Below are 12,059 nucleotides of genomic sequence, written 5' to 3'. Positions count from 1 at the left end.
AGATTCAAGTTGCTAGAAACAAGTACACACTGACTGCTACTTGAATCTTGAACCTTTTTTTATTAGTTTTACTCTATGAAAAAAATTACATCCATCATTACCAATAAATACCTGCTGGCCGGCGGTTTTTTTGTAGTATGGATGTTGTTTTTTGATCAACGTGATTTTTTTCAGCAGCGTGAGCGCAATGCTGAACTAAAAAAACTGGAAGCCAAGAAGAAATATTATCTGGACGAAATTGAAAAAACGAAGCAGGAATTACAGGATATTCAAAGTAACCCTGCAGCTCTCGAGAAATTTGCCCGTGAACGTTATCTCATGAAAAAAGAAGGGGAAGATATATTTATCATAGAAGACTCCGTGGCCCCCAAAAACCAATAACTACAGGCTTAAAAGCCAATATCGACTCCTCATTGGCGTAAGTGTACATTTTTTATAAAAACAAAATATTGATTATCAATGTATTATTGAGTATTCTCAGTAATTCTTTGTTTCGAATCACTAATTTTCTGTTTACTGAGCCAGGGCTTACAATAATCATTCAACATCTCCCGTTTTAAGATATACCGTATCCTCTCAGCTAACAGAACTTTTATGAAAAAATTCAAAGAAGAGGATTTGATATTATACCTGTATAAAGAGTGTTCGCCCGCAATAAAAAAGAATGTGGAGGAGGCGCTGGAAGAGGGAGATATTGAATTAACAGAGCGATTGAATATCCTTAAACGTACCATGCGCCAGTTGGATAAGCTTAAGCTCGAATCACCGTCGAAATTATCGCTGAAAACCATTCTGCAGTACGCAGATAAGTCTGTACGCAAGCGATAAACATAGCTTTTGTTTATTTCAGTTATCTTTTTTTAGCGCGTATTTTTGGATGTACAAAAAGCAAAATGCTTTTTGTATAAAAAAATATGACAAAAAAAGAAAGGTACACAGCCGTTATTGATTATTTCCATACAAATGTTCCTGTTGCAGAAACTGAACTGGTATATGATAATCCATACCAGTTACTGGTGGCGGTAATTTTATCGGCTCAGTGTACTGATAAACGGGTTAATTTGACCACACCTGCCATTTTTGCAAAATATCCTACGCCTATTGAACTGGCGAAAGCTAGTTTCGATGAATTGTTTCCTTATATCAGAAGTATTTCTTACCCTAACAATAAAACCAAACACCTCATTGGTATGGCCAATATGCTGCTTGAGCAGTTTAATGGAGAAGTGCCGATGACCGTTGAACAACTGGTAAAACTACCTGGTGTAGGTAGAAAAACGGCCAATGTTATTACCAGTGTAATAGATCAACAGCCGAATATGGCGGTAGATACACATGTATTCAGGGTGAGTAAAAGACTTGGTCTGGTAACTGAGAAGGCCAGTACACCTTTAGCGGTTGAAAAAGAACTGATCAGATTTATTCCGGAAGAATTGGTGCATAAAGCCCATCACTGGCTTATTCTGCATGGTCGCTACACCTGCCTTGCACGAAACCCTAAATGCGAACAATGTGGATTGAGTTATTTGTGCAGGTATTATATAAGAAGCCTGAAAAAGTAAAAGAAGCCGATAGAGATTTTTGATTTTTTGATCTTTGATTTTTTGATTTGGTTGTAATGTCTGAATCAAAAAATCAAAGATCAAAAAATCAAACTTTAAAAGTCGAACCCGATTGCGAAATAGTAAACCGGCTTGCCTTTAAATATGCCTTTCATGGGCCAGCCAGCGTCAAACTTCATAAAGTATCCGAGCAGGGTACTTCTTGCACCAAATCCGTAACCACCGGCAAATGGGCCAAGTCCACCTGCATCAATACGAACTACTACAGGAGATGAAGGGTCTGAAATAACGTCACCCGGGCGTTTGATGCCGTTATATTTTCCATTCCAGGCAGTACCCAGATCCAGGAACTGTACCAGTTGGAAATTGCGTAAGAATGCGTTGTTGATTGGCTTGTTGATCAGGGTAGCAAAAAGAGGGAACCTGAATTCACTGTTGATCACAAAAGCATTGTTACCGTTTGCTATATTCTGTCTGTAACCACGCATATTTACAGCCAATGACTGAAATGCATATGATTGATCGGGAGCCGGTGTATTCTGACTATTGAATTTAGGACCGATCCATCCATCTACACCACCAAGATAGTAGATGAGTTTTTGTCCACCCCATGAAAAATCAGCAGCTGCACGTCCGGCCCAGATAAAGTTGCGGTAGATTTTATGGTAATAGCGCGCATCAAAACCAAAATTGAAGGTACCCTTTCCATTATTCAATGAGGTTTTGAAGGTAGGCATATTCACATCGAAATATACTTTGTATCTAAGGCCATTCCAGATATTCTGGGTAGGGTTAATGGTATTGTCGTGTACATATTCGATTCGGGATACAATGTATCGGCTGATGGTATCCGGGAATGCCAGCGCATTCGGATCTGGTAAACCACTGCCATTATCAAACGAGCGCAATACGCCACGATCTGTTCTTAAAGCAACAGTTGCTCTAAGGCTTTTCACTTCATTAAATGCATAAGAGATATTACCCTGATACAGATTGGTGATCAGCATACTGTTGTAGGGTATATTGTAGAAGTTGCTTACGTTACTTCTGTAATAAGTTAATCCCCAATCGAAACGCTTACGTAAATTCTGATAAGAGAAGAATACATCCTTGTCGCTCAGATTGGTGCCAAAACGGAAGCCACCTACAAATTTCTGGTCTTCAAATAAATCACTCACGCCGACACGGAATGTAAAATTGAAATCATTACCATTATTCAGTTGTATAGGTCCTGAACCTCCGGCATAAGGCTGATATCTGTTTACGAGTACATTATTGGTGAATCCGCTAAGGATATAATCGCTGCTGAATTTCAAACGATAATCAAACAGCCTTGAACGTTCGAGTGATGATTTGGTTCTTGGTATGAGTCCTTCATCTGTCAAGCGCCTGCTGGTATCCACTTTTTCATCCGCAAACTCATTCTGGAAGAAGTCTTTAGATATTTTCGATGTAGTATCTTTAGTAGTAGCCAGACCATTGTTATAAATAATCGCTTTACCTTCCGATGCTTTCTTTTCATCCATCACCTTTTTCATGTATTCGGTTGGACGGCTATTTACATTTCTTTTATTCAGCGCCTGTTCATCAACACGTAGTTTATAGAGAAATTTAAAATCTCCTTCTCTTCTCACTTCACTTACCTGACCATTGTCGCCCGCAATCCTTGTTTCTAACAAAGAACTCTGGTAGTTGGTAATAGGGAAAGTGTAGGTAGAATCTTTATATACCTGAAAATAACTTACGCTATCGGGTTCGTCTCTTTGCCATGCACGTAAGGTAGAATCAAATTCTTTTGGTGTAGGGTTGCGGAGTAATTCATCTCCTACATAATATAAAGTATCCAGGCCATTACGTTGTGTTGCAAAAAAACCAGCCCATCTGTTTCCAATACCATTTTCATCTGATACAAAAGTGAAATGATTGGTGTTGTATTGCATAGGATATGAGGCGTTACCAAATTTCAGGTTGGTAAGCTGTGTAATCTGCTTTTGCTTGCTTGTATTCAGAATATCCACCATGTAAATATTATAATGGTGTCTGCTGGGTAATACAGTGTCGGCATTAACAGCATTGGGCGATGGCCTGTTTGAACTGAAAATAATACCAGAACGATTGGGGAATGATACAAAAGTCGGATTCAGATCATCATACACATCATCCGTTATCTGCTCTAATTTATTCTGCTCTATTTTGTAAGTGAAAATGTCTGTATGTCCATTTTTCACTGCACTAAAAATCAATGAATTTGCGTCGAGCATAAAGCTGGCGTCAAGAATCTGATCAAGTCCTTCAATTTCCTGTTTATAGCGTTTTATTCTTGAGATCAGATCGTATACAAACATTTTGGTTTTTCCGTCTTCCCAATAGGCAACTAAAAGACGGGTACCTTTTCCATCCCATGCAAGAATCGGGTAATTGGGATTAATATCTCCCTGATTGGTTCTTACACCACTTTTCAGCAGTACTTTTCCATCATAAAAGTTCTCCATGAGTTTCACACTGTAAATTCCTTTGTTAAACTCTACTACTGCATAGGTGGTGCTTCTGGGATTAGGGTTGGCCTGAAAACGGAAGAAATCTTTTTTACGAACTTCTTCAGACACATTTAATTGTCCTCTAGGTGCATTTCTACGCTGGCGAATATCTTTTGCGTAACGATCCTGCTGATACTGCATAAATTCTGACAGTACCTCTTTGAACTTCTTTTTACATACACGCATACAGGCCTGATTGAGGTTCTTGTAAATACGTGCGAGGTATAAGAGATAAGTGATATTTTCTTTGCGGTATTTTTCTCCTATATAGTACCAGAAAGCATGACCCGCCAAAACCGGCTTTTCAAAAGCAAACTGATAAAAAGAACGGTATGAGCCACTTAAGATGGCACTTTTCAGGTCATCATCTTTCGCAGTGCTCCATGGTTCTGCAGCATAAGATACATAACCATCTACCAACCATTTCGGAAGGTCGAGTAGTGCCTGGTTACTGGCGAACTCTCCGATATCATCACCAAAAAGCAGGTTATCTGTTAATACCCTGGCAATACCTTCTCTGATCTGGCGCTTGAGATTGGCATGGTTGCCATCGAAATACACCACAATTTTATTATTAACCAGTTTAGTAACACCTCCTGAATTCTGCCAGTCGATACCCAATCCGATATTGCTGCTTTTATAATCGTTGTAGTTGTTGTACACTACTATATTGGCACGGCGTTGTAAAGAATACTCTATGAAGTTTTCTAATGAACGAAGTTCCTCTTCAGCTACCTGTGAGGCGAATTTACCCAACTCAACACCTCCTTGTGAAGTATAGGTATTAAAATTGGGTGACTGATAAAATTTCCATACCAGCTTTTTATGTTGAACCCTGTTTTTACCAAATTCAACTGTATTTACCTGGGCCATGGAAAGGATGGGGAATAAAAAAAAGGCCAAAACCAATCCTTTCTTGATGCGATTCAATTGCATATCCGAACTTTAGTGTTTTAAAATTAGTCATTTACCCTGTAAAACCTTCACAAAAAACAGTATGCTTCATGTAAAGGCCTTTATGTTCAACCCCGTTCAGGAAAATACCTATATCGTGTATAACGAACAGGGCAAAGCTATTATAATTGATCCCGGATGTTACTTTTCCGCTGAACAGGAAACGTTAAAAAACTTTATAAAAGATACGAAGCTTCAGCCCGTTCAGTTGCTCAATACACATTGCCATCTTGATCATGTATTTGGTAATAAATGGGTAAATAATGAATTTGGTCTGGAACTCCATCTGCACGCCGATGAGCAGGCTGTTCTGGAAAAAGCTCCGTTTTCCGGCGAACGCTGGGGTTTACCTTTCGATAATTATAAGGGCCCTTTGCACTTTCTAACAGAAGGAGACACCGTTAAGCTGGGTAACGATGCCTTGAAAGTAATATTGACACCTGGTCATTCGCCTGGTAGTTTATGCTTTTATTGCGAGGAACAGCGTTTTTTGATCGGGGGTGATGTACTGTTTTATGAAAGTATCGGCCGAACAGACCTCCCCGGGGGCGACCATAACACGTTACTGGAAAGCATCCACAAAAAAATACTGGTTCTCCCGGACGAGGTGATAGTATACTCGGGGCATGGTATGAAAACGACGATCGGGCATGAGCGGCACCATAACCCCTTTTTGTAGGTTTACTCCATTTCCATAGCCTTATTATAGGCCATAATAAAAATGGCCCCCAGGTTTTTATGGGGCGGGATATAATCTTCGAACTTTTCCTTGTACCCCCCGGTTACCCTTGATTGTAGCTTTTGCCATATTTCTTCCCATACCAGGTCCTTATTCATTCGGATCTGTTCTGTGATGGCATCTATCAGTGCCTGATTCAGTACACCGGCAGCCACCTGTTTGGAGGAGATGATATGCGCAGTTGGACAAATATCCAGTACCAGGTTCAGTTTTTGATACCCCCCGCAACTACCCAGTAATACCACTTTGGCAGATGGTACCAATTGGTCGATTGTTTGTTGGAGATAATAGCTATGTCCGCGGTGAATAACCATGGTAGGGGCGAGACCCTGGGTTTTCAGATAATAATTCAGGCTATCCTGTGCCAGTGCATCTAGGTCCTTGGTTTCATCAAGTGGCAGGTTGGCATAAATGGTAACAGGGGTACCACGAACAGAATTGATTTCTACCCAGTAAGGTTTTTTTACAATACGCCAGTTGCTGTTTGAAAAACGGGCCAGAAAAGCGCCGAAATAACTTTCAGCATCTTTATCGCCATACGCGTATTGTTGGATAATAATCCGGCCCGATTCGTTCTGCAGCTCTTTCAGGGGCATATTATAAACCGTATTAATACCCAATGTGGCTGATAAATTGGTTTTTCCTGCAGAATCAGCAGAGACAAAAATGGTATGTAACAGGTTGTAAATTACAGATGCTCTTTTGTCTTTCTGCGACTGACTGTTTTTTAAATTTTGCTGTACCTGTGTAAGAATAAGATGGCGGATACCTTTATTGTAAATACTGGCATAAGAGTCGGCAACATCTACTGCATCTTCCAATGAACCTGTTTTTTCAAGCCCGTTCACGAAATTCCGCATGAGTTTTTCGGCAGCAGGTTTGCTCATACGTTTCAGAAAATCATCGAGCGTATTATAAGCGGCAGACATTTTTATGAACTTTCTGTAAAAGTCGTACCCGAGTGATTGCAGCAATGAATCCGCATCTGCCTGTTTGGAACGTAAAAAAATACGCGGATAAACACCTGATACAAAGCTGGAAGTATAAATTTCTTCCTCTCCTAAAACGGCGAGGTAGTAGAGCTCCTGCGGGTTGAGTGAATCGATTTTTTTGAAACGTATGGCCGGATTGTTTTCATCGTGCAGTGCATTGATTTCATTGATGTACATCTCAATGGCCTTGCTTTTCAGCTTAGCTGCCAGTGTTTTGGCTGCCATAGGTGTATCACCTCTTCTCATTCTTTCTGCATAACCAACCCTTGTTTTTACAAGGAGTTTATAGTATGCGTCTGAGTTTTCATCAGCCAAAACAGGTGCAATTTTTTCTATGGTTATTTTCCCCTGATACAAATCATCCAGAAAAGGGAAATACATCCTTCCGGTCTTGGATTGTGAAAGCCGTGCAATCAATTTCACCAATGGATGATCAACTGTCTGGATACGTTTACCCAATGCATTGGGGGCCGCTGCATAGTTATAGAGTTCTTCCTGGTCGCGGAAGGCTGCAACTGTTATGAGACTGTCGGCATAACTATTTTCCGGAAAGCGGGTAAGTATTTTTAAAATACTGGCAGGTTCGCGCTGGCAGGTTTTTAATACCAGTACATCTTTGGCAGCTTCAATACCTATATTGTTTTTAAGACAAAAGTTCTGGATCAGAATATTGCCTATTTCAAGTTCATTATTCTTAACAACAGGGAGAATAGACTCTCCCTGCATTTCCAGTTGCATGGCCTGATAAAAAGCCTTGATCAGCCCGGGATACATAACGTTTTTAATGAGCTTAGCCTGCCATGCAGATTGAAAACCGGTAAGTATATCATTAATACCTCTTAACCACAGGTATTTCTGGTTGTCGTTCAATTGGGTGCTAGACTCAACTATGGCCCGCATATTGTTTACATATATGCGAATGGTTTTATCAATGGACTGATTGAGTTTCGGGTCATTGGTAACCGGGAAAACGGCATCTGCCGCACTGCTGAGCCGGGCGATATTGCGTAATGAGGTTTGTATATACTCATGGTGTAATTCGCGCATAGCGGGTACAGGAGGTATGGGCATTTGCTCCTGTGCGAATGCCGTATTCATCAAAGACGAGATCAGTATAATCAGGTAAAATTTCTTCATGCTCATATCCTTGTGCAAAAATACTGCCAAATGAACGAAATGGTGGATAACCCGTTTTTAATGGTTTAGACCCATTTTATGTCCGAAATTGAGTTAACAATAACATAATAGTGCCAAAAACCCATTATGCCAATCTTTAAAATTAATTTTGTGTAAACATAAGGTTAACAATGGAAGGCAAGGCCAAACAGATTCTGATAGCAGACGATGAGCAGGATATATTAGAAATCATTACTTATAACCTTACCAAAGAAGGTTATGAAGTATATACGGCCAAAGACGGAAATGAGGCAATTGAGCGGGCTAAACAGATTCATCCTGATCTTATTATCCTTGACATCATGATGCCTAAAAAAACAGGAGTTGAAGTTTGCCAGATACTGCGCAGCCAACCTCTGTTTCAGGATACACTGATCATTTTTCTCACTGCTTTAAGCGATGAAGCCTCACAGATCAAAGGACTTGAAACAGGTGCAGATGATTATGTAAGCAAGCCCATTAGTCCGAAAGTATTGGTAAGCCGTGTAAACGCACTATTTCGCCGCCTTAATGGAAAAGAAACAGGTAAAACCATTAAAATTGGCAATATTCAGATTGATCCGGTAAAGTTTATGGTAAATGTGGATGATACTGAAGTGATACTTGCTAAAAAGGAATTTGAACTGCTCTATCTGCTGGCATCCCGCCCCGGACGTGTTTTCCTGCGCAACGAAATACTTTCACAGATTTGGGGTAATGATGTAATTGTAGGTGATCGTACCATTGATGTACATATTCGTAAAGTACGTCAAAAGCTGGGTATAGACTGTATTACTACGGTGAAAGGGGTAGGTTATAAGTTTGAGCTTTAATTTATAGCTACAACTTACAGGCCACAAGCTGCAAGCCTCAATCCCTGTCAAATTCCTCTATATATTACAGACTCTCGGTCTTCCGGTTTCTTCTGCTTACCTTTAACGTAGATGTTTAAACCCAAAAATCTTTCACCCCAGCAGTTATCGGCTTTTACAGCTCTGATGTTATCTGTTCCCATTTCTCTGGGTATCTGGATCATTCGTCCCGACTGGCTGATTACACTCATTTCGTTTGTAGTTATTTTTCTGGGTAGCTATCTGCTTATCAGGGTTGTACTGGAGTCTTTTATTTACAGAAAAATCAAGCTGATTTATAAATTCATTTACCAGACCAAAGCCAGTAAAAGAGAAGAGACCTATTATAAATACATACTTCCGCAGAAAGGGATTGATGAAGTGCGGGAAGATGTAGAAAAATGGGCAGAACAAAGAAGTGCAGAGATTGAGTTGTTGAAAAATAATGAAGCCTATCGTAAAGAGTTTCTGCAAAATCTGGCCCACGAGTTTAAAACACCCATTTTTGCTATTCAGGGGTATGTGGATACCTTACTGGGCGGTGCCATGGATTCTCCTGAAGTAAGTAAACGTTTTCTGGAGAATACGGCTCGTAATGTAGACAGGATGGTAAACCTTGTAGAGGATCTGGACGAAATTTCGAGGTTGGAAAGTGGCGAACAGCCTTTGTACAAAGAAAATTTTGTGATTCAGGATCTGATCCGGGAAATATATGAGACCCTTTCTATTAAGACCTCAGCTAAAAATATCAGGTGCAGTATTAAAAAGGGCTGTGAATCGCCACTTATTGTTTTCGCTGATCAGGAAAAAATCAGACAGGTCATCAATAATCTGTTGGAGAATGCGGTTAAATATGGCAAACAGGACGGCTCGATTGTAGCCAGTGTGTATACTACAGACGAAGAACATGTACTTATAGAGTTTAGTGATGATGGTATTGGTATTGCCGAAGAACACCTGCCCCGCATTTTTGAACGTTTCTACCGGACTGACAGAGGCCGTAGCAGGGATAAAGGTGGAACGGGATTGGGACTTGCTATCTGTAAGCATATTATTGAGGCCCATGGACAAACCATGCATGTCCGCAGTAAACTTGATGTGGGTACTACGATCGGGTTTACATTGGAACGAAGGAGGGAATAAGACGCGTGAATGGTGAAGGGTCAATGGTGAAAGAATGGTCGTTATTAATAAATGTTGCTACCAGTACCTTTTATTCACCATTGACCATTCACCATTCACGAAAAACCCCCGATAGAAATCAGGGGTTCACACATGAGAAAATCTACTTTCGTTGCTCAATTACGATAAACTGTGCTGCAAAACTCCTGATGGATTGTTATGTCTATATGATGGCAATACGAATAAACTGTTATCAAATTCAGTTGTTCGCTGATTCAATACAAAAAATAAGCAGATTTTAATGTTACCTAATTATTAATTCTCGCTTTTCCTTCCTACATCGAAATCAGGAAGCTATTTTTGCATAAATTTTAAATTATGGGTATCAATACATTCGGTCGCTTATTTATGCCAAAGAATAAGGTTTTCTATGAGTTATTCGAGGATGTTGCTGAGAAAGTACACGAAATGGGCCTCAAACTCAAGGAGATGGTAAGTGAGCCGGATAATAACAAACGTGCAGCTGTACTTGCCCAGATTGAGGACCTCGAACATAAAAACGACGATAATACCCACCGCATTTTTACAGAATTAGGCAGAAACTTTATCACGCCTTTCGACAGAGAAGATATTCACTACCTCGCTACTGCGCTTGATGATATTGCTGATTATATTTTCGCTTCTTCCAAAAAAATCAATTTCTACAGTGTAAATCCGAATGATACCGGTATTCAGAAAATGGCAGATCTCATTTTGCAGGGTACGGTTGAAATCAAAAAGGCGGTTAATGGTTTACGCGATATGAAAAATCTGCGTGAAATGACGGAAGCGATGGTAAAGGTAAACAGCATTGAAAACCAGGCTGATGATGTATTCGATATGAGTATTGAAATGTTGTTCCAGCAGGAAAATGATTTTAAAGAAGTAATCAAGAAAAGAGAAATATACCAGGTAATGGAAATTGCCACCGATAAATGTGAGGATGCAGCAAATGTGATTGAATCCATTATTATCAAGTATGCTTAAGAATAAAAGTGAAAGGTGAGCTAAACCCATACTCACCTTTTTCTTTTTATGTTATTAAACCCCAAGCCTTATGTTCACGCTGCTGGTTATCATCATAGTACTTGCTTTCGTTTTTGACTATATCAACGGTTTTCATGATGCTGCGAATTCTATCGCAACTATTGTTTCTACAAAGGTATTAACACCTTTTCAGGCTGTATTATGGGCTGCTGTATTCAATTTTGCAGCTTTCTTTATATCCAAATACCTGATTGGTGAATTTAAAATCGGTAATACAATTGCCAAATCCGTTAATGAAAACTTTATCACACTGGAAGTGATTTTCGCAGGTTTACTGGCGGCTATTACCTGGAACCTGATTACCTGGTGGTTTGGTATTCCCTCCAGTTCTTCGCATACCTTATTGGGCGGCTTTATGGGAGCAGCATTGGCACACGCAGGTGGTTTTAGTGAAAACGGTATTGATGTTGTAAACTATGCGAAAGTGATACCCACTTTCCTTTTCATCTTCTTTGCCCCTTTGTTGGGTATGATTATAGCTTTTATCATTACCATTCTCATTGTACACCTCTGTAAACGGGCAAATCCATATAAAGCAGAAAGCTGGTTTAAAAAATTGCAGCTCGTTTCATCGGCTGCTTTTAGTCTGGGTCATGGTGGTAATGATGCACAAAAAGTAATGGGTATTATCGGTGCTGCAATTATTTATTATGAAAGCACATTGGGCGTTCAAATGTCTTTTAATGAGTTTGTGGTGCATTATAGTTGGGTACCTTTCTGTAGCTTTCTGGCCATTGGACTGGGAACAATGAGTGGTGGATGGAAGATTGTAAAAACCATGGGAACCCGTATTACCAAAGTAACACCGCTGGAAGGGGTAAGTGCAGAAACAGCCGGGGCCATTACACTTTTTCTTACTGAAAAGCTGGGTATTCCTGTTAGTACCACGCATACCATTACGGGCTCAATTATTGGTGTGGGAGCCACGAAACGTTTAAGTGCCGTGCGTTGGGGTGTTACAGTAAACCTGCTTTGGGCATGGATACTCACCATTCCCGTTTCGGCTTTGATGGCAGCACTGTTTTATTATATCGTAAAATTATTTATCTGATTCTAAGCGG

Annotated in this window: 10 protein-coding genes; 8 read left to right on the top strand and 2 right to left on the bottom strand. The window is 40.0% G+C overall.

Annotated elements, in window-relative coordinates; translation table 11 throughout:
• Nucleotides 1–75: 75 nt before the first annotated feature.
• From BC659_RS04840 to nth, 3 genes are all read left to right on the top strand, one after another.
• On the top strand, nucleotides 76–381 hold the full coding sequence (locus BC659_RS04840; RefSeq protein ID WP_133473535.1) for an FtsB family cell division protein: 306 nt from the start codon (nucleotides 76–78) through the stop codon (nucleotides 379–381).
• Between the two features lie 213 nt (nucleotides 382–594).
• Nucleotides 595–828 carry a hypothetical protein gene (locus BC659_RS04835; protein WP_133473534.1) on the top strand — a complete coding sequence of 78 codons (234 nt, stop codon included), beginning with the start codon at nucleotides 595–597 and terminating at the stop codon, nucleotides 826–828.
• A gap of 86 nt (nucleotides 829–914) precedes the next feature.
• On the top strand, nucleotides 915–1,562 hold the full coding sequence (nth, locus tag BC659_RS04830; protein ID WP_133473533.1) for an endonuclease III: 648 nt from the start codon (nucleotides 915–917) through the stop codon (nucleotides 1,560–1,562).
• Nucleotides 1,563–1,657: 95 nt separating this feature from the next.
• On the opposite strand, the gene BC659_RS04825 is transcribed toward nth, so the two are convergent.
• Complete coding sequence (locus BC659_RS04825; RefSeq protein ID WP_133473532.1) at nucleotides 1,658–5,035, bottom strand: hypothetical protein; 3,378 nt, start codon at nucleotides 5,033–5,035, stop codon at nucleotides 1,658–1,660.
• 61 nt (nucleotides 5,036–5,096) lie between these two features.
• On the opposite strand from BC659_RS04825, the gene BC659_RS04820 reads away from it, so the two are divergent.
• A complete protein-coding gene (locus BC659_RS04820; RefSeq protein WP_133473531.1) occupies nucleotides 5,097–5,732 on the top strand; it encodes an MBL fold metallo-hydrolase in 636 nt (211 codons plus the stop codon).
• A 2-nt stretch (nucleotides 5,733–5,734) separates the two neighbouring features.
• On the opposite strand, the gene BC659_RS04815 is transcribed toward BC659_RS04820, so the two are convergent.
• The gene (locus BC659_RS04815; protein ID WP_133473530.1) at nucleotides 5,735–7,921 is read right to left on the bottom strand and encodes a hypothetical protein; all 2,187 of its coding nucleotides are present in this window, start codon (nucleotides 7,919–7,921) and stop codon (nucleotides 5,735–5,737) included.
• 170 nt (nucleotides 7,922–8,091) lie between these two features.
• On the opposite strand from BC659_RS04815, the gene BC659_RS04810 reads away from it, so the two are divergent.
• The 4 genes from BC659_RS04810 to BC659_RS04795 all read left to right on the top strand — a co-directional run bounded on the left by BC659_RS04810 (nucleotide 8,092) and on the right by BC659_RS04795 (nucleotide 12,049).
• On the top strand, nucleotides 8,092–8,772 hold the full coding sequence (locus tag BC659_RS04810) for a response regulator (RefSeq protein ID WP_133473529.1): 681 nt from the start codon (nucleotides 8,092–8,094) through the stop codon (nucleotides 8,770–8,772).
• Between the two features lie 111 nt (nucleotides 8,773–8,883).
• Nucleotides 8,884–9,933, top strand: coding sequence for a sensor histidine kinase (locus tag BC659_RS04805; RefSeq protein ID WP_133473528.1), 1,050 nt, complete (start codon nucleotides 8,884–8,886; stop codon nucleotides 9,931–9,933).
• A 357-nt stretch (nucleotides 9,934–10,290) separates the two neighbouring features.
• Nucleotides 10,291–10,938 carry a DUF47 domain-containing protein gene (locus BC659_RS04800; protein WP_133473527.1) on the top strand — a complete coding sequence of 216 codons (648 nt, stop codon included), beginning with the start codon at nucleotides 10,291–10,293 and terminating at the stop codon, nucleotides 10,936–10,938.
• Between the two features lie 70 nt (nucleotides 10,939–11,008).
• Nucleotides 11,009–12,049 carry an inorganic phosphate transporter gene (locus BC659_RS04795; protein ID WP_133473526.1) on the top strand — a complete coding sequence of 347 codons (1,041 nt, stop codon included), beginning with the start codon at nucleotides 11,009–11,011 and terminating at the stop codon, nucleotides 12,047–12,049.
• Nucleotides 12,050–12,059 lie beyond the last annotated feature (10 nt).

Origin of the sequence: Sediminibacterium goheungense, from assembly GCF_004361915.1 — a bacterium.
Lineage (GTDB): Bacteria > Bacteroidota > Bacteroidia > Chitinophagales > Chitinophagaceae > Sediminibacterium > Sediminibacterium goheungense.
This window is presented reverse-complemented; position numbering and strand designations above follow the sequence as displayed.